Genomic DNA, 18,408 nt, shown 5'->3' with positions numbered 1-18,408 from the left:
GACGACGGTCGCGACCCAGCTGTGCTGGGCCGCGACCGTCGTGTCTCTACTTGTGTGCGAGCAGGTTGTCGCGTCCGTTGTCGGCGACTGTCTCGGCCGGCGTGGTGCTGCAGCAGCTGGAGGCCGCGGGTGCGGACTGAGTTGCGGGGGTGGAGCTGCAGCAGCTGGCAGCGGGGTGTTCTGGTCGGTCATGGTGGTGCCCTTTCGTGAGTGTTCAGTGGGGTGGGAGATCAGCTGTCGGTGACGCTGGTGAAGCCGCGGAGACGGAGGCTGTTGCCGACGACGAAGACGCTGGAGAACGCCATCGCCGCTCCTGCGAGCATTGGGTTGAGCATGCCGAGCGCCGCCACCGGGATGGCCGCGACGTTGTAGGCGAAGGCCCAGAACAGGTTGCTCTTGATGGTTCGGAGAGTCTTGCGAGACAGTCGAATCGCATCGACAGCGTTCCGAAGGTCGCCGCGGACCAGCGTGATGTCGGACGCTTCGATGGCGACGTCAGTGCCCGTTCCCATCGCGAGTCCGAGGTCGGCCTGGGCGAGCGCCGGTGCGTCGTTCACACCGTCGCCGACCATCGCCACGACCTTGCCTTCACGCTGTAGACGCGTGACGACGTCGACCTTGTCCGTCGGGAGCACCTCGGCGATGACCTCGTCGATCCCGACCTCGGCGGCGATTCGCTCGGCGACGGCCTTGTTGTCACCGGTGAGGAGGACGGGAGTCAGTCCGAGAGCCCTCAACCCGGCGACGGCTTCGGCGCTCGTCTCCTTGACAGTGTCCGCGACGACGAGGATCGCTCGAGCCTGCCCGTCCCACCCGACGGCGACGACAGTTTTGCCCTCACCCTCGGCCGCAGCTTTCGCGGCTGCGACTTCGGCGGAGAGATGCTGTGACCAGTCGGCAAGCAACGACTCTCGGCCGACGATCACGGCCCTGCCGTCGACCACTCCTTGCACACCCTTGCCCTCGACGTTGGCGAAGTCCTCGGGGACGTCGAGCATGCCGACTTCGCCTGCTGCGCCTGCCGCGATGGCCTGCGCGATCGGATGCTCCGATGCGTTCTCCACGGCGCCGGCCAGACGCAGGACGTCGGTGCGGGACACACCGGACTCCACGACGACGTCGACGAGCTCCATCTTTCCCGTCGTGACGGTACCGGTCTTGTCCAGGACCACCGTGTCGACGGAGCGGGTGGATTCGAGCACCTCGGGGCCCTTGATGAGGACACCCATTTGGGCGCCGCGGCCGGTCCCGACGAGCAGTGCCGTCGGAGTCGCGAGCCCGAGTGCACACGGGCAGGCGATCACCAGGACCGCAACCGCGGCGGTGAAAGCGGCGGAGATCGGGAACCCGGCGCCGAGCCACGCTCCGAGCGCGACGACAGCGATGACGATCACGATCGGGACGAACACTCCGGAGATCCGGTCCGCCAGGCGTTGGACCTCTGCTTTCCCGGTCTGTGCGTCCTCGACGAGACGCGCCATCTGGGCGAGTTGGGTGTCCGAACCGATTCGCGTGGCACGGACGACGAGACGTCCGCCCGCATTGACAGTCGCGCCGGTGACGGCGTCACCGGTCGTGACCTCGACGGGCACCGACTCTCCGGTGAGCATCGACGCGTCCACCGCGGACGAACCCGACACCACAACACCGTCGGTGGCGATCTTCTCGCCCGGTCGGACGACGAACTCGTCACCCACACGGAGGTCGTCGACGGCGATCTTCACCTCGACACCGTCGCGGAGCACCGCGACCTCTTTCGCACCGAGTTCGAGGAGCGCGCGCAGTGCCGCGCCCGCCTGCCGCTTCGAGCGCTTCTCGAAGTAGCGGCCGGCGAGGATGAACATCGTCACGCCCGCAGCCGCTTCGAGGTAGATGTTCGCCGCTCCGTCCGACGGGGCGACTGTCAACTCGAACGGGTGGGTCATGCCCGGAGTGCCCGCGGTCCCGAAGAACAGGGCGTACAACGACCACAGGAAGGCCGCGGACGTTCCCATCGAGATGAGGGTGTCCATCGTTGCGGTTCCGTGCTTGAGGTTGGCCCACGCAGCCTTGTGGAACGGCCACGCCGCCCACACGATCACCGGCGCCGCCAACGTGAGCGACGCCCACTGCCAGTACTCGAACTGGAACGCCGGAACCATCGCCATCGCGATCACCGGCACGGTCAGCACGATGGACCCGATCAACCGCTGGCGCAGAGAGGTCAGTTCCGGGTCTGCGTCGTCGTCCGCGGACGCCGGAGCGGCCGAGGACTGCGGCGGCTTCGGCAGTGCTGCCGAGTATCCGGTCTTCTCCACTTCAGCGACGAGCAGTGCAGGGTCGTACCCCTCGGGCACGGTGACCTTGGCCTTCTCGGTGGCGTAGTTGACCGTCGCCGACACGCCGTCCAGTTTGTTCAGTTTCCGCTCGATGCGATTCGCACAGGACGCACACGTCATGCCGCCGATCTCGAGTTCGATGTCGGGGCCGATCACGGTTGTCGATTGACTGCTCATCGTGTTTCCTTTCTGCCCTGATCAGCGGGTTGCGTCGAGGACGAACTCTGCGGTGTGGACTGTGCCGTCCACTTGGAAGTCCAGGTAGAGGAGATAGCGTCCGGCGGTGGGTGTTTCGGCGGCGAATCGGATCTCGGGCCCTCCGCGCGCGCCCGGACCGGGTTCGGGGCCGTCGGGATGGACGTGAAGGAACGCCAGGTCACCGTCGCGGAGCGCGACGAGGTGACCGAACGCTCCGAGATACGGTTCGAGGTCCGTGACCGGCCTCCCGCCGCGGGAGACGGTGAGCCGAAGATCGCTCGACGAACCGGCGACCAGTCCGCCGTTGAGGACGACGGTGAACCCGTCGACCTGCGCGGTGGTGCGGACCACGGGGGTGATCGGAGTGAAATCGCCTGCGACCTGCACCGTGCGCGTCAGGGTGACGCCTTCGGCATCGTCTCCGGTCGGTGTGAAGTCCGCGTAGACCCGATAGGAGCCCGCCGCGTTCGGAGTCCACGGCACCGACCATGTTCCCGTCGACGGGTCGAGGACCGGATGCAGGTGTGCGTAGTTCGCGCCGTCGCTTCGCACCACGATCAGGTGCAGATCCTTGTCATGTGTCCTGGTGTACCTGGTCACCGGTGCTCCGTGGTCGTCGAGGATCGCGAAGCGAAGGGTTCCGGCGGCTCCGACGGTCGACGGGGCCTCGACGGGGGAGAGGGTCAGGCCTGCGGCACTCGCTGACACCCCGGCGGGCTGGTGTGTGCCGGGCTGCTCCCCGCCGTGCTCGCCGCCGTGGGAATCGCTGGTCGACCGGTCAGTCCATGCCGTCACGACGCTGTCCGGGACGACGACGCCGGAGATGCCGAAAGCCGCTCCGAACGCCACTGCCAAGCCTGCTGTGTACAACGCGAGCCGGGTGCCCGCCTTCATCGGGCCGGCACCGCTGAGTAGCCGGCCTCCTCGACTGCGGCGAGGACGGCTGCGTCGTCGATGTCGCCCGACGCGGTGACCACGAGGAGTCCGGTCTGTGCGCTCACCTGGATGTCGGTGACACCCGAGATCTCTCCGACCTCTTCGCGGACGGACATCTCGCAGTGTCCGCAGGTCATTCCGGTCACCTGGTACTCATGTGCGGCCATCGTCTTCGCCCTTCACTCGTTGATACCCCCTGTAGGTATCTCCAACACTCATGAACCTATACCCCTTAAGGGTATGGCGCAAGGGGGCTGGCCGGTGTTGTCGGACGTCTGGAAGGATGGACCCGTGAGCGACCGCCTGTTCCTCCTCCTCGGAGACGACGACTTCCTGACCGGTCGCGTGATCTCGCGCATCACCGCTGAACGCCGCCGTGAAGCCGGAGTCGACGTGCCAGTGACTCGAGTTCGGGCGGGCGAGGTGACGGCGCCGGAACTGGCTGAACTCCTCAGCCCCTCCCTGTTCGCGGATGAGCGCGTCGTGGTCGTCGAGGCGGCCGACGCCGCCGGTAAGGAGCCCGCGGGACTGATCGCGGCGACCGCGACCTCGGTGCCCGAAGGGATCACCATGGTGATCGTCCACTCCGGCGGTGGTCGGCAGAAGTCGATGGTCGGGCTGCTGCAGAAGGCCGGTGCCCAGGAGTTCGCGTGCGTCGCGCCGAAATGGCCGAACGAGCGGGCGGACTTCGTCCGATCCGAGTTCCGGGAGATCGGTGTTCGGGCGAGCCCCGAAGTGGTCGAGCTCGTGACCGACATGGTGGGCTCAGATCTCCGTGAACTGTCCGCGGCCTGTCACCAGTTGGCGGCCGACACGGGCGGCAAGGTGGACGCGAACGCCGTCCGCACCTATTACACCGGCCGCGCCGAGGTGACCGGGTTCGAAGTCGCCGACAAGGCCGTCACCGGCGACCTGGCAGGCGCCATGGAATCGCTCGCCTGGGCGCAGCACCGGGGGACCGCTCGGGTGCTGCTCGCCGACGCGCTCGCTGAAGCCGTGTTCGGCATCGCCCGTGTTCGATCGATGGGCGGCGCCGACAAGTTCTCAGTCGCGTCAGAACTGGGCATGCCGCCGGGGCGCGTCGGCAAGCTGCAGGGGCAGGCCCGCGCGTGGGACTCGGAGTCGATCGGAAAGGCGATGCTCGTCGTCGCGCAGCTCAACGGCGATGTCAAAGGCCAAGCTGCGGACATGGACTACGCCCTCGAGCATGCGGTCTCCACGGTCGCTCAGCTTCGTCCTCGCCGACGCTGACACGCGAAAACCCCGGTGGTCGCGTGGACACCACCGGGGTTCTTACACAGCTGTTCAGATATGGCGCGGACGGTGTCCGCGAGGCGGGCGTGAGCCCGCGGCGCGTCAGATCTTGTTGACAGCGAGAGCCATGGCCGACTTCTTGTTGGCGGCCTGGTTCTTGTGGATGACACCCTTGGTGACAGCCTTGTCGAGCTGCTGGCTGGTGCTGACGAGCAGCTCGGCCGACTTGTCCTTGTCGCCCGAGGCGACGGTCTCGCGGAAGTTGCGGAGGGCGGTGCGCAGAGCCGACTTGATCGACTGGTTGCGCTGACGGCGCGCCTCGTTGGTCTTGTTCCGCTTGATCTGCGACTTGATGTTTGCCACGCGATTATCCTTCTCGTCGTAACTCCGCGACCGGGGTCGGTCGTGCGTTTGCTAGTTTCGGGCAGCGCTCAGCGACCGCAGGGCGATCGGCTTCAAGCGCAACAGCAGACGACTTTACCAGCGCGGCGGGACGCGCCCAAATCGTGAGTGCACGCGGGCGTGACCAGTACGGTCGTGGTCATCATGTCTACAGTCTTCATTCACGTCGGACTGCCGAAGACCGGCACAACGTACCTCCAAGGTCGCCTATGGCGTAACCGCGACCACGCGATGACCCAGGGACTTCTCTATCCGGGGAAGTGGATCGACGATCACTTCCACGCTGCGACTCACCTCCAGCCGGAGCGGTACCTCGACTGGGCCGCCCCCGAGCACGCGGACAAATGGCCCGCGATGATCGCGCAGATGCGGTCGTGGAGCGGACGCAGCGTCGTCTCCCATGAACTGTTCGCGAACGCCGGACCCGCACACATCAGGCGTCTCGTCGACGATCTGTCGTTCGCCGACGTGCACGTGATCCTCACCGTGCGCGACCTCGGTCGGCAGGTTCCGTCCGTCTGGCAGGAGAACGTCAAGAACCAGCGGCGCGCGACGCTGGACGAGTTCGTCGAGTCGATCGGCCGAGCCGGCGGCGACGAGCCCTTCTGGGAGTTTCAGGATCACGTGCGGATCGCGGCCGACTGGGCGGCGGAAGTGGGGCCGGAGCGGGTTCACATAGTCACGGTTCCCGCGAAAGGGGCGTCCGTTCCGGGCGACGGATTGTGGGAACGCTTCCTGGCGGTGCTGTCGGTCGACCCGGCGTCGCTGCCTGCGAAGGCCGCGAGTGACAACAGTTCACTCTCTGCGGCGCAGACGGAGTTCCTGCGGAACCTCAACACGCGCCTGCAGCCGGAGGACGTCGAATGGCACAGGTACGAACGCCTGGTCAAGAACGTTCTGATCGGTGAAGTGATGTTCGCGGTAGACGGTGGCGCACCCATCGGTCTCACGTCTGATCAGCAGGAGTGGGCTGCTGCGAAATCGGACGAGATGGTGCAACAGATACTCGACGCGGGCTACCCGGTGTACGGCGCCGTCGACGATCTTCGTGTGGCGGTCGGCGGCGACGCGGCAGCGTCGGTGAGTCGGGACGAGGCATTCGACGCTGCTCTCGACGCGATCGCCCAGTGGGTGAAGGCCTCGACGATCGTCGAGCCGCCCGTCCGCCTCAAGACGCGGGTGGGGAACGTGGTGCGGGCCGCCCGTCGCCGAGCGCACGCGCTGCGGCGTTAGGGGAGCGCCGGGCCGTGCTACGTCCAGCCGAACCGTTCGCGGAGGACGTCGGCGACCGCGTCGAATCGGTTCGATTCACAGACCGCGCCCTCCCGGCGAATCCCGTTCTCCTCGACCGTGAGCACCCGGTCGAGGCGAACGAAGCTCTCACGCCGGTCGGCGTCCCACGACCCGGTGCCGATCGACTGCCAGTCGGAGTCGCCCCGGTGATAGTCCTTGCTCGACAGCATGAGGCCCAGCAGGTGGTCGCCGTCCCTCCCGACCACTAGGACCGGGCGGTCCTTGCCCTGTTGCGGGTCCTCCTCGAACGGCACCCACGTCCACACGATCTCTCCCGGATCCGCGGCGCCGTCGAGGTCCGGTGCGTATGCGATAGTCCGTGCGAACTCCGCGGTCGGGCGGCCGTGGCCGCTCATCGCCCGGCTCCGAACGTGATCGCGGCAGGCAGCAGCCATTCGTCGGCGGCCGCTGCCGTCGCCGGACCCACGCCGCTCCGATCCGGTTTGAGGCTGTGGTCGGCCTTCTCGATCTCCAGAAGGCGGACGGGGCCGCCGAACAAGGTGATCGCGTCCGCGAACTCGTCCGACGTCCCGAACGCGTCGCTGCGTCCATGGACGATCAGGGTCGGCGCGACGATCTGGGGAAGATGCTCGGTGCGAGCCTTCTCCGGCTTGCCCGGCGGATGCAGCGGGTATGAGGTGAGCAGGAGACCGTCGCAGATCCGCGGGTCCTCGGCGGCCACCATCGATGCCTGCCGACCCCCGTACGACTGCCCGCCGATGATCAGCGGGCCTGCGGATGATTCGCGCAGCACGTCGACGGCAGCGCGGATCCCCTCGCGGTCCGCTCCCGACCGGGCCGGAGACGGCGGGCCCTTGGGGCGCTGCTGCCGATACGGGAGATCGATCCGCGCTACCACCAAGCCGCGGGCCACCAGCGCCTCACTGAGCACCCGGAGCAGTGCCGACGACCGGTTGCTGCCCGCTCCGTGCGCGAGAATCACCGTCCCGCGGGGCCTCTCCGGTGCGATGATGTCTGCGCGGACGCCGTTCGCGTCGATGTGCGACGCACTGTGCTCCATGCCGCAGAGCCTATCGCCGTCATAGAGGGGGTGCCGTGACTTCTCCGTCCGACGACTTCGATCGGGCCGCCGCCGTCCGGCAGGCGCGTCGCCTCGGCCCGCAGGGCGTCATCGGGATCGTGTTCACCCTGGTGGGTGTTCCCCTGTTGGTTGCCGGAGCCGTGTGGGCGAGTCTCGTCGCGCCGACGTATCTGTCGTCGGCGAGCACTCGCGGAATTGTCGTCGACAGCGTCGCCTATGGCACCGGCGGTGACCGCAGTCATCGGATCACCGTCGCCTACACGGTCGACGGTCGCGAGTATCGGTATACCCCGACCGGCTCGCAGGACCCGGCTCCGTCGGTGGGCGACACCGTGACCGTGCACTATGAGCCCGATGACCCGGGCAAGGCGAGGTTGGGCGGCGCCGCCGGTGTCGTCGAGTGGGTCGGCCCGGGCGTCCTGCTGCTCCTCGGAGTGGTCTTCGGAGGCCTCGGGATCGGCTTCAGCGTATGGAAGTGGCGTCGGCGCAAGCGTGACCTGGCGATCGTCGACACGGGAGACCGCCTCGCGGCCGCGGTCGAGTCGGTGCACACCGAACGCGTCAGCGACAGCGAGGGCGGTTCGAAGACCGTGTGGAGTCTGGTCGCGCGATACGACGACCCGCTCACCGGCGCCACCTACCGCTTCACCCACCGGTATTCGGGGGTGCCCGGGGTGACGCCTCCGCCGGGCACGCCGGTGACTGTCTTCGCAGACCGAGTCGACCGCGGGAAGTATGTGATCGCGATCTGGTGACGGCACGGCGAATCGCGGCTCGGGCCGCTGTCGTGGGAGACTGGAGCGAACCCCTGTCGTCGGCCGCCTCTGGCAGGCCCGAGTCCGGCCGACGATCACGCCAAGGAGCAGTAGAGATTTCCACGTTCGCTGATACGACGTTCACCGATCCCGCGAAGATCCGCAACTTCTGCATCATCGCGCACATCGACCACGGCAAGTCGACGCTCGCCGACCGGATGCTGCAGCTCACGGGCGTCGTCGAGGAGCGCGCCATGCGCGCCCAGTACCTCGACCGCATGGACATCGAGCGCGAGCGCGGCATCACCATCAAGGCGCAGAACGTGCGCCTTCCGTGGCAGGTGGACGGCGAGGACTACGTCATCCACCTCATCGACACGCCGGGTCACGTCGACTTCACCTACGAGGTGTCGCGTGCGCTGGAGGCGTGTGAGGGCGCGATCCTGTTGGTCGACGCCGCGCAGGGCATCGAGGCGCAGACCCTCGCAAATCTGTACTTGGCGATGGACAACGACCTGACGATCATCCCGGTCCTCAACAAGATCGATCTGCCCGCAGCCGACCCGGACAAGTACGCGGCGGAGATCGCGCACATCATCGGCTGCGAACCGGAGGACGTGTTGCGGGTGTCGGGCAAGACCGGCGAAGGTGTGCCCGCGCTCCTCGACGAAGCGGTCCGCCAGATTCCGGCCCCGGTCGGCGACGCGGACGCTCCCGCTCGCGCGATGATCTTCGACTCCGTCTACGACACCTACCGCGGCGTCGTCACCTACGTTCGTGTGGTCGACGGCAGGATCGTCCCGCGCGAGAAGATCGCCATGATGTCGACGGGCGCGCAGCACGAACTGCTCGAGGTCGGCATCGTCTCACCAGAGCCCAAGGCCACCAAGGGACTCGGCGTCGGTGAGGTCGGTTATCTGATCACCGGTGTGAAGGACGTTCGACAGTCGAAGGTCGGCGACACCGTCACCAGCGCGCGCAACGGTGCCACCGAAGCGCTCACCGGCTACCGCGAACCCCGCCCGATGGTCTACTCGGGCCTGTACCCGGTGGACGGCTCGGACTACCCGGTGCTCCGCGAAGCGCTCGAGAAGCTGCAGCTCAACGATGCTGCACTCACCTTCGAGCCGGAGACGTCCGTAGCCCTCGGCTTCGGTTTCCGCTGCGGCTTCCTCGGGCTCCTGCACATGGAGATCACCCGGGAGCGGCTCGAGCGCGAGTTCGGCCTCAACCTGATCTCGACGGCCCCCAACGTGGTCTACCGCGTGGTGATGGACGACGGCAGCGAGCAGATCGTCACCAACCCGTCCGACTGGCCGCAGGGGAAGACCCGCAGCATCTTCGAGCCAGTGGTCAAGACGACGGTGATCGCGCCGAGCGAGTTCATCGGCTCGATCATGGAACTGTGCCAGTCGCGACGCGGTGAGCTCGGCGGCATGGACTACCTGTCCGAGACCCGTGTCGAGATGCGCTACACCCTCCCGATGGCGGAGATCATCTTCGACTTCTTCGACGCCCTCAAGTCACGCACTCGCGGCTATGCCAGCCTCGACTACGAAGAGGCGGGCGAGCAGGAGGCGGACCTGGTCAAGGTCGACATCCTGCTGCAGGGTGAGGCCGTGGACGCGTTCAGTGCGATCGTCCACAAGGACTCGGCGTACGCCTACGGCAACAAGATGACCAACAAGCTGAAGGAACTGATCCCGAGGCAGCAGTTCGAGGTGCCGATCCAGGCCGCAATCGGCTCGAAGGTCATCGCCCGCGAGAACATCCGCGCGATCCGCAAGGACGTCCTCGCCAAGTGCTACGGCGGCGACATCAGTCGTAAGCGCAAGCTCCTCGAGAAGCAGAAGGAGGGCAAGAAGCGCATGAAGACGATCGGCCGCGTGGAAGTGCCCCAGGAGGCGTTCGTCGCCGCGCTCTCGACCGACGAGGCCGGCGACAAGGCGAAGGGCAAGTAGCTCGCACCCACGCAACCATTGGGATTTTCCCAATGGCTGCGTAGTATGGCGGCATGGACCCCAAAGTTGCCGCAGTAGGGGACCGCATCAGGTCGCGAATTCCCGCAGGGCTCACGCAAGCGACGCTTGCTGACCGAGTCGACATGACGCCCGACGCGCTGTCGCGCGCGATGAATGGCAGGCGAGGGTTCTCGACAATCGAGTTGACCGATATCGCTCACATACTCGACGTCGAAGTCCATTGGCTGATCACGGGGGAGCCGGATCCCCATCGGGTGAGCGTCGTTGCCCGTCACGCCTGGGACGCAGAGTCGAGGCGACGGGTCAATCCGGGCAAGTTCAGCGATGATGCGATCGTGAAGCGGGTCGAAGCACTGTACCTCGACGCTTTTCCTGAAGGCTTGCCGCCCAGCCGAGCGACCTTCACGTCGGCCCGTCAGGTGCGTGATCAGCTTGGCGAAGGCTTCGTTCGCCGATTCGGTGAGCTTGCGGAATCGGAACTCGGGATCGACGTAGTGCGTGTCAGTGGTTTGTCGACTGATTACTCGATTCAGATAGGCGACCGGCTGGTCATCGTTCTGTCGGGTGGGACTCATTGGTACAAGAGCAACTGGTCTTTGGCGCATGAGCTCGGACATATAGCGAATGGTCACCACGGCGAGTCCACGTGCTCAGTGGACGAGCAGGAAGGCGCTGCGAACGCATTCGCTGCTGATCTCCTACTTCCGGCCGAACAGATTCGGGCTGTTGACTGGGCGGCCGAGTCTGAGGGTGGAGTTGCCGAGTTCCTGTGGAAATCGGGGGTCTCCCGACAGGCACTGAAGGTACGCCTAGACAATCTCCGGTTAGGGGTGTCGTCTGATGTTTCTCGAGCGCTCAATAGGAGCACGCCACAGCTCGTAGGAAGGTGGCTCTTCGAGACTGGGCGTCGGACTGAGCTTGCGGACCGTCAGCAGGATTCAGCACGGAGACGGTTCCCACTCGATCTGCTCGGTGCGTTGACGGAGCGAGTCGAAACTGGGCAAGCTGACCCGGAAGGGCTGGCATGGGCATTGGATGTTCCAGTGGATGACATCGATTTTCCTGAACCTGAGTCGGACGAAGTGCTGGCTGCGCGATATTCAGCTCGGCATTCCAAGCCTCCATCTGAGGTGGTGGCCCGATTGATTGAATCAACAAGCGAGACGGCCGACGGGTGACCGATCGATCTCCGGTCTGGCGCAGCACACGTGACCCGCGGCGTGAACAGTGGCTTCAGACATTCACGTGCACGACGGAGTACCCGAGGACCTCAAGTGGTAGAAGGCTGCCGCACCCGAAACCTTGGGAGGTGGAAGTCCAATCTCATTTCCGCGGATGCAGATCAAGGTTGGCCGCTGATGAAATACTCCTGATCGGGGAAGTGGTCGGAGTGCCCGCCGCAGTGTGCCACCTGCATTTCGAGATCGTCGGCGGGCGCCTCGAAGTCTTCGTCAAGTCCATTGCGGTTGCTGTAGCCCATCGTGGAGTCGGTGGTGAGATCGCAGGTCGTCTGCTGTCAGAACTGCATCGCGAAGCTGGGAGTTTTGCCGGCGAGAACTCGGTTTCTGTGGTTGTACTGATGGCGAAGACCAATACGTCTAATCTTCCGATCCAGAGATTGCTGAAGAGATTTGGCTGGGAACCGTTCGGGCCGCCCGAGCATGATCTCCAGATGTGGATGCGCACCATCTCCGTGTAGTGCGGGAAGGCGGTTCACCTCGACCACTGTGGCACCCTGGTCGCATGGCTCTCGACTCGACCAATCCGGTGCTCGCGGCGTCTGACCTTCCGTACGGGCTTCCCGACTTCGCCGCCATCTCGGACGACGACTTCCTGCCCGCCTACGACATCGCGCTCGCCGAACACCTCGCCGAGGTCGACGCCATCGCGTCGAACTCCGAACCGGCGACCTTCGCGAACACGATCGAGGCGCTGGAGAACTCGGGGCGTGCACTGGCACGGGCCAATGGGATCTTCTTCAACCTCGAAGGCCCGGACAGCAACCCGCAGCGAGCGCAGATCGCTCAGACTCTCGCGGTACGGCTCACCGAGCACAGCAACACGATCGCGATGAACTCGGCGTTGTTCGCGCGGATCGACGAGGTCCACGCCGCGCGCGAGACGTCCGGGCTCACCGGACCGCAGCGCAGACTGACCGAGCAGCGGTACCGCGCGGTCGTTCGGGCAGGTGCCGCGCTCGACGACGACGGGCAGGCGCAGATGCGCGAGTGGTCGTCGCGGCTGGCGGCCCTGACCACCGACTTCGGTCAGCGTCTCCTCGACGACACGAACGCTTCCGCAGTGCTGTTCGACGACGTCGCCGACCTCGACGGGCTGTCGACCGGGGAGATCGCCGCGGCGCGGCGGGCCGCAGCGGACGCCGGACACGACGACGGCTGGCTCGTGACCCTGGAACTGCCGACAAGCCAGGGCAGTGTGGCGAAGCTGACCGCACCGAAGTCTCGTCGACGTGTGTTCGAGGCCTCGGTCAACCGCTGCTCACACGGCGGCGATCACGACACCCGCGCCATGGTCCTCGAGATCGTCGACCTGCGTGCGCGTCGCGCCCGACTGCTCGGTTACGCGACCCACGCCGACTTCGTGATCGCCGAGGAGACCGCACCCGACTCGCAGACCGTCGCCGACCTGCTCTCGAATCTTGGCGCCGCAGCCATGGCAGCGGCGGAGAGCGAACTGGCCGGCCTCCGACGACGGTTCGACGGATCATTCGGCCCCGCCGACGTCACGTTCGCCCTCGCCCAGAACACCGGAACCGGCGACGCGCCGAGCGTCGACGAGTTCGAGCAGTACTGCGAACTCGAGGCGGTGCTCGTCGACGGGGTGTTCGCGGCGGCGCACGCGTTGTACGGGCTGACCCTCACCGAACGTCCGGACCTGCGCGGATACCATCCCGACGTCCGGGTGTGGGAGGTCTCGCGCGACGGCGACGGGGTCGGTCTGTTCCTCGGGGACTTCTTCGCACGCCCGTCCAAACGAGGAGGCGCGTGGATGAACAACATCGTCGATCAGTCACGAACCCTCGGGACGTCGCCGATCATCGTCAACGTCTCCAATCTGACCAAGCCGGAGACAGGCGAGAAGTGCCTGCTGACGTTCGACCAACTGATCACCGTGTTCCACGAATTCGGTCATGCGATTCACGGACTGCTCTCCGACGTCGACTACGTCTCGCAGTCGGGGACCTCGGTGCCGCGCGACTTCGTCGAGTTCCCGTCGCAGGTCAACGAGATGTGGGCGTTGCACCCCGACGTCGTCGCCGGATACGCCAGGCATCACAGCACCGGCGAGCCCGCACCCGCGGCACTGCTCGACGCGGTCCGTGCCTCGACGGCCACCGAGACGGCGCACTCGACCGTCGAATACCTGGCGGCCGCCGCACTCGACCTCGCCTGGCACCGGCTCGGGCCTGACGACGTGCCCACCGACGTCCTCGCGTTCGAAGCGCGGGCCCTCGCCGAGGTCGGTCTTGCGTCGGACCTGATCCCGCCGCGCTACCGGACCGCATACTTCAACCACGTGTTCGGCGGAGGTTACTCGTCCGCGTACTACTCGTACATCTGGTCGGAGGTGCTCGACGCCGAGACCGAGCAGTGGTTCCTCGCCGGTGGGGGACTGCAACGCGAACTCGGCCGGCGGTTCGCCGACGCAGTGTTGTCGAAGGGCGACAGCGAGGACCCCGTCCGTGCGCACGCCTCGATGCTCGGACGTGCAGCGCAGATCACACCGCTCCTGGCACGCCGTGGGCTGGTCGGAGTCGGCGAGTAGAGTTCATGAGTGGAGCGTTCGACGCTCCGAGGCGTCGCTGCTCGCGTGCGGTGACGGGACGATTCAGCAGTGGTGAGACGAGGTGACCGGCCGGCGTGGACAGTGTTCTGTCGTGGTGGGACTCGGTGGAGGAGTGGCTCACCGGTCTGCCGTTCGTTCCCCAACTGCTGGTGACTCTTGTCGTCGTCATCCCGCTCGCGACGGTCATCGCTCTCGCAGTCAACTTCCTCGTCAGACGCCTCGTCGCACTGGTCAGCAGGCGCGATGTCGGTGACGATCACGGATTGGGTATTTGAGTCATGTTCCGTTCCAAAGTGACGCTCGCACTGGTCGCGCTCATTCTTCTCGTGATCCTGGCCTGGTTCCTCACGCGTTGAGTACTCGTCGGCGGCGACACCACGACTTTCAATCAGCGTGAATCAAAAACCATGAACGCTCCGCAGCGCGGCGCGGCTCCGCGATAACCGCAGTTCACGTCGAACCGGGGCGGTAAGCACACCGATCGGTGCTGGTCACGATCTTCGACGCGCGTCGATGGTAGGCGTTGAGCACAACACCGATACCTCGTTATCGTCATCGCGTGAACTCGGAGAAGACCTATCGGCGCGTGCGGCGCCCGCGCCGGATCATCGGCTGCCTCATGATGACCGCAGCACTCGTCGCATCGGCAGCCGCGTGCGGCGGCGGATCCACCGACACGCCGGGCGGGGTCGACATCTCGTCTGGCTCGCGGCACATCAATCTGGTCGCGTACGCGACGCCGAAGACCGGGTTCGACAAGGTGATCCCGGCCTTCCGCGCCACCACCGTCGGGAGTGACATCGGCTTCTCGCAGTCGTACGGAGCGTCGGGCGATCAGTCGCGAAAGGTCGCACGTGGACTCCCGACGGACGTCGTCAACTTCTCCGTCGCGCCGGACGTGACCCGCCTGGTCAAGGCCGGGCTCGTCGCCGAGGACTGGGAGAAGCAGGCGCCGAACAAGTCGGTGCCCTTCGGCTCGGTCGTCGCGCTCGTCGTCCGCGAGGGGAACCCCAAGAACATCCGGTCGTGGGACGACCTGCTCCGGCCCGGCATCGACGTCGTGACGCCCAACCCCGGAAGCTCCGGTTCGGCCAAGTGGAATCTCCTCGCGCCGTATGCGGCGAAGAGCTCCGGCGGCAAGGATCCGGAAGCGGGGCTGGCGTACGTTCGGGAGCTTGTCCGCGACCACGTCAACGTGTTGCCCAAGTCGGGCCGCGAGGCGACCACGGCGTTCGAGAAGGGGCAGGGCGATGTCCTGATCAGCTACGAGAACGAAGCGATCATGCTCAAGCGGAAGAACCCCGAGGTGTCGCAGTCCGAGCGGATCGACTACGTCGTTCCGTCGGAGACCTTCCGCATCGACAATCCGGTCGCGGTGGTCGACACAAGCGACGACATCGCCGCCGCGCGCGACTTCGTGGCGTATCTGTTCACGCCGGAAGCCCAGCGACTCTGGGCCTCCGCGGGATTCCGCCCCGTCGACGCCGCAGTGAAGGAGGAGACCGCTCAGTTGTTCCCCGGAGACATCTCCCAGCTGTGGACGATCGACGACCTCGGCGGCTGGAAGGCCACCGACAAGAAGCTGTTCGGATCCGACGGTGAGATCACCGCGATCTACAAGAAGGAGGCGGGCAGTTGAGCACCGACACCTCTACCGAGCCGCAGGCGGTGACAGCGGGCGTGGGACGCAGGTCGACGACGGGCCTCACCGTCGGCGTCGCAGGCCTGTGGTTGAGCATCATCGTTCTGCTGCCGCTCGCCGCGATCGCCGCGCAGTCGTTCGACGACGGAGCAAGCGGATTCTGGGACGGCGTCACCGATCCGGCGGCGCTCGACACGCTCGGTATCACCGTGGTGGTGTCGCTGGTCGTCGCACTGGTGAACGTGGTCTTCGGCACGATCATCGCGTGGGTCCTGGTCCGCGACGTCTTCCCCGGCAAGGCGTTCGTCAATGCGATCATCGACCTGCCGTTTGCACTGCCGACCATCGTCGCCAGCCTGGTCCTGCTGTCGCTGTACGGGCCGAACAGCCCGATCGGCGTGCACCTGTCGGCCACCCAGCCCGCGGTGATCATCGCGCTGACGTTCGTGACTCTGCCGTTCGTGGTCCGACAGGTGCAGCCTGTGCTGATGGAACTCGACACGAGTGTCGAGGAGGCGGCAGCGGTCCTCGGCGCCAGCAACCGGACCATCTGGGTCAAGATCGTGTTGCCTGCGCTCCTGCCGTCGATCCTCACCGGGGCCGGACTGGCGTTCACCCGCGCGATCGGCGAGTTCGGCTCGGTCGTCCTCATCGGCGGCAACATCCCCGGTGAGACGCAGGTCGCCTCGCAGTACATCCAGCAGCAGATCGAGGTCGACGAGCCGGTCAACGCGGCGGCCGTCTCGGTGGCGCTGCTCGTCATCGCATTCGTTGTGCTGCTGATCCTTCGTGTGGTCTCGCGCATCCAGACGTCTCGGGAGGGCTCGGAAGCATGATCGTGTCGAAATGGACGCGCCTCGGCTTGCGCAGCGTCGCCCTCGTCTACCTGTTCGTCCTGCTCCTGGTGCCGGTCGGCCTGATCTTCTGGCGGTCGTTCGAGCACGGCTTCGGCCAGTTCTGGGAGTGGATCACCACTCCAGCCGCCATCTCCGCTCTGCAACTGTCGTTGCTGATCGTGGTGATCGTCGTTCCGCTGAACGTCGTGTTCGGCATCGTGATGGCGATCGCGCTCGCTCGTGGACGTTTCCGCGGCAAGGGCGTCCTCCAGGCGATCGTCGACCTGCCGTTCGCAGTGTCGCCCGTTGTCGTCGGTGTCGCGCTGATCGCACTGTGGGGCGTCGACGGCTGGTTCGGCGGAATCGAGTCACTCGGCTTCCGCATCATCTTCGGACTGCCCGGCATGGTGCTGGCGACGATCTTCGTGACGCTGCCCTTCGTGGTCCGCGAGGTCGAGCCGGTGCTCCGTGAGATCGGCACCGAGCAGGAGGAGGCTGCATCCACGCTCGGCGCCACCGGTTGGCAGACGTTCTGGCGGATCACCCTCCCGGCCATCCGGTGGGGCCTGACCTACGGCGTGGTCCTGACCGTCGCTCGCGCACTCGGCGAGTACGGCGCGGTCACCATGGTGTCGTCGAACTTTCCAGGGGTGTCGCAGACGCTGACCCTCCTCGTGCATTCGCGCTACACCGACGACTACAACGAGTACGGGGCCTATGCGGCCGCGACTCTGCTGATGCTCGTCGCGATCGTCGTCCTCGTCTTCATGACCGTGATCGAGCGACGTGTCCAAGGACGTGTCGCCGACGCCAGCGCGTCGGTCGTCGATTCCCCCACCAGCGGTACCACCCCCTCCACACCAGCGCAGGAGAAGATCTGACATGTCCATCTCGGTGATCGGCGCCAACAAGCGCTACGGCGAATTCGCTGCCCTCGACGACGTGTCGATCGACATCCCGGAGGGTTCGCTCACGTCCCTTCTCGGGCCGTCGGGTTCGGGCAAGTCGACTCTGCTCCGCGCCATCGCGGGACTCGACCGCCTCGACTCGGGCACGGTCAAGATCAACGGAAGAGACGTGTCCTCGGCGTCGCCGCAACAACGTGACATCGGGTTCGTCTTCCAGCACTACGCGGCGTTCAAGCACCTCACCGTGCGCGAGAACATCGCGTTCGGCCTCAAGATCCGGAAGCGCCCGAAGGACGAGATCAAGAAGAAGGTCGACGAGCTGCTCGACATCGTCGGACTCACGGTCTTCCAGAAGCGCTACCCCGCACAGTTGTCGGGCGGTCAGCGTCAGCGCATGGCGCTGGCTCGCGCGCTCGCGGTGGACCCGCAGGTGCTGCTGCTCGACGAGCCATTCGGCGCGCTCGACGCGAAGGTCCGCGAAGACCTCCGGAAATGGCTCCGCAAGCTTCATGACGAGGTCAATGTCACGACCGTTCTGGTGACGCACGATCAGCAGGAGGCCCTCGACGTCTCCGACCGTATCGCGGTGCTCAACAAGGGGCGGATCGAGCAGGTCGGGGCGCCGGACGATCTGTACGACCGCCCGGACAACGTGTTCGTCGCGTCGTTCCTCGGTTCGGTGTCGCGCCTCAACGGCGAGCTTGTCCGTCCGCACGACATCCGTCTCGGCCGCACCCCGGAGATGGTGTTCCCCGGACCCGATTCGACGCTGGACACCGGCGTGGTGAAGGCGTCGGTCGAACGTGTGGTCAACCTCGGATTCGAGACGCGGGTGGAGCTCAAGGCTGCGACCACAGGCGAGGAGTTCGTCGCTCAGATCACGCGTGGTGACCAGAACGCGCTGAATCTCCAGGCGGGCGAGTCGATCTTCGCGCGTGCCACGAAGGTTCCGCAGCTCTCGAACGACTGACAAGACAAACCTGGCGTTTGGTGTCACCAGATGACACCAAACGCCAGGTTCGTGAGGTCGAGTGG

Annotated in this window: 18 protein-coding genes; 12 read left to right on the top strand and 6 right to left on the bottom strand. The window is 66.0% G+C overall.

Annotated features, from left to right (window positions below):
• Positions 1-230: 230 nt before the first annotated feature.
• From GM1_RS17600 to GM1_RS17590, 3 genes are read right to left on the bottom strand one after another with little or no spacing between them, the layout of a single operon-like run.
• Positions 231-2,495 carry a heavy metal translocating P-type ATPase gene (locus GM1_RS17600; protein ID WP_008381080.1) on the bottom strand — a complete coding sequence of 755 codons (2,265 nt, stop codon included), beginning with the start codon at positions 2,493-2,495 and terminating at the stop codon, positions 231-233.
• A 21-nt stretch (positions 2,496-2,516) separates the two neighbouring features.
• Positions 2,517-3,410 (bottom strand): DUF8832 domain-containing protein, encoded by an 894-nt coding sequence (locus GM1_RS17595; protein ID WP_008381078.1) that lies wholly within the window; start codon positions 3,408-3,410, stop codon positions 2,517-2,519.
• A complete protein-coding gene (locus GM1_RS17590; RefSeq protein WP_008381076.1) occupies positions 3,407-3,619 on the bottom strand; it encodes a heavy-metal-associated domain-containing protein in 213 nt (70 codons plus the stop codon). Before GM1_RS17590 ends, GM1_RS17595 begins: the two co-directional genes overlap by 4 nt.
• Positions 3,620-3,743: 124 nt before the next feature.
• Here GM1_RS17590 and holA point away from each other — a divergent pair, with 124 nt between their 5' ends.
• Positions 3,744-4,703, top strand: a complete 960-nt coding sequence (holA, locus tag GM1_RS17585; RefSeq protein WP_008381074.1) for a DNA polymerase III subunit delta — start codon at positions 3,744-3,746, stop codon at positions 4,701-4,703.
• 105 nt (positions 4,704-4,808) lie between these two features.
• On the opposite strand, the gene rpsT is transcribed toward holA, so the two are convergent.
• Positions 4,809-5,069 carry a 30S ribosomal protein S20 gene (gene rpsT / locus GM1_RS17580; protein ID WP_008381072.1) on the bottom strand — a complete coding sequence of 87 codons (261 nt, stop codon included), beginning with the start codon at positions 5,067-5,069 and terminating at the stop codon, positions 4,809-4,811.
• 183 nt (positions 5,070-5,252) lie between these two features.
• Here rpsT and GM1_RS17575 point away from each other — a divergent pair, with 183 nt between their 5' ends.
• Positions 5,253-6,341 (top strand): hypothetical protein, encoded by a 1,089-nt coding sequence (locus GM1_RS17575; protein ID WP_040520600.1) that lies wholly within the window; start codon positions 5,253-5,255, stop codon positions 6,339-6,341.
• A 17-nt stretch (positions 6,342-6,358) separates the two neighbouring features.
• Here the strand turns inward: GM1_RS17575 and GM1_RS17570 are convergent, their stop codons facing one another.
• Positions 6,359-6,757, bottom strand: a complete 399-nt coding sequence (locus tag GM1_RS17570) for a type II toxin-antitoxin system PemK/MazF family toxin (protein WP_008381070.1) — start codon at positions 6,755-6,757, stop codon at positions 6,359-6,361.
• Entirely contained in the window at positions 6,754-7,422 is a 669-nt protein-coding gene (locus tag GM1_RS17565) for an alpha/beta hydrolase family protein (protein ID WP_008381068.1), read from the bottom strand. Before GM1_RS17565 ends, GM1_RS17570 begins: the two co-directional genes overlap by 4 nt.
• Positions 7,423-7,457: 35 nt before the next feature.
• Between GM1_RS17565 and GM1_RS17560 the strand changes: the two genes are divergently transcribed.
• The 10 genes from GM1_RS17560 to GM1_RS17520 all read left to right on the top strand — a co-directional run bounded on the left by GM1_RS17560 (position 7,458) and on the right by GM1_RS17520 (position 18,343).
• Complete coding sequence (locus GM1_RS17560) at positions 7,458-8,198, top strand: DUF3592 domain-containing protein (RefSeq protein WP_008381066.1); 741 nt, start codon at positions 7,458-7,460, stop codon at positions 8,196-8,198.
• Between the two features lie 53 nt (positions 8,199-8,251).
• Positions 8,252-10,159 (top strand): translation elongation factor 4, encoded by a 1,908-nt coding sequence (gene lepA, locus GM1_RS17555; RefSeq protein WP_052005466.1) that lies wholly within the window; start codon positions 8,252-8,254, stop codon positions 10,157-10,159.
• Between the two features lie 53 nt (positions 10,160-10,212).
• Complete coding sequence (locus tag GM1_RS17550; RefSeq protein WP_008381064.1) at positions 10,213-11,358, top strand: helix-turn-helix domain-containing protein; 1,146 nt, start codon at positions 10,213-10,215, stop codon at positions 11,356-11,358.
• A gap of 170 nt (positions 11,359-11,528) precedes the next feature.
• Positions 11,529-11,879, top strand: a complete 351-nt coding sequence (locus GM1_RS22465) for an N-acetyltransferase (protein ID WP_157436164.1) — start codon at positions 11,529-11,531, stop codon at positions 11,877-11,879.
• A gap of 44 nt (positions 11,880-11,923) precedes the next feature.
• On the top strand, positions 11,924-13,966 hold the full coding sequence (locus tag GM1_RS17545) for a M3 family metallopeptidase (protein ID WP_008381060.1): 2,043 nt from the start codon (positions 11,924-11,926) through the stop codon (positions 13,964-13,966).
• A gap of 95 nt (positions 13,967-14,061) precedes the next feature.
• Positions 14,062-14,262, top strand: a complete 201-nt coding sequence (locus GM1_RS17540) for a hypothetical protein (RefSeq protein WP_008381058.1) — start codon at positions 14,062-14,064, stop codon at positions 14,260-14,262.
• A gap of 344 nt (positions 14,263-14,606) precedes the next feature.
• Entirely contained in the window at positions 14,607-15,626 is a 1,020-nt protein-coding gene (locus tag GM1_RS17535) for a sulfate ABC transporter substrate-binding protein (RefSeq protein ID WP_052005465.1), read from the top strand.
• A gap of 29 nt (positions 15,627-15,655) precedes the next feature.
• Positions 15,656-16,465, top strand: a complete 810-nt coding sequence (gene cysT / locus GM1_RS17530) for a sulfate ABC transporter permease subunit CysT (protein ID WP_373278355.1) — start codon at positions 15,656-15,658, stop codon at positions 16,463-16,465.
• The gene (cysW, locus tag GM1_RS17525; protein ID WP_008381053.1) at positions 16,462-17,346 is read left to right on the top strand and encodes a sulfate ABC transporter permease subunit CysW; all 885 of its coding nucleotides are present in this window, start codon (positions 16,462-16,464) and stop codon (positions 17,344-17,346) included. Before cysT ends, cysW begins: the two co-directional genes overlap by 4 nt.
• Position 17,347: 1 nt before the next feature.
• Positions 17,348-18,343: a sulfate/molybdate ABC transporter ATP-binding protein gene (locus tag GM1_RS17520; protein ID WP_008381052.1), complete on the top strand. Its 996-nt coding sequence runs from the start codon at positions 17,348-17,350 to the stop codon at positions 18,341-18,343.
• Positions 18,344-18,408 lie beyond the last annotated feature (65 nt).

The sequence above is a fragment of the Gordonia malaquae NBRC 108250 genome (assembly GCF_000344135.1).
Lineage (GTDB): Bacteria > Actinomycetota > Actinomycetes > Mycobacteriales > Mycobacteriaceae > Gordonia > Gordonia malaquae.
Note: the sequence above shows the minus strand (reverse complement) of the source record. Positions and strands in the feature narration are given on the sequence as shown.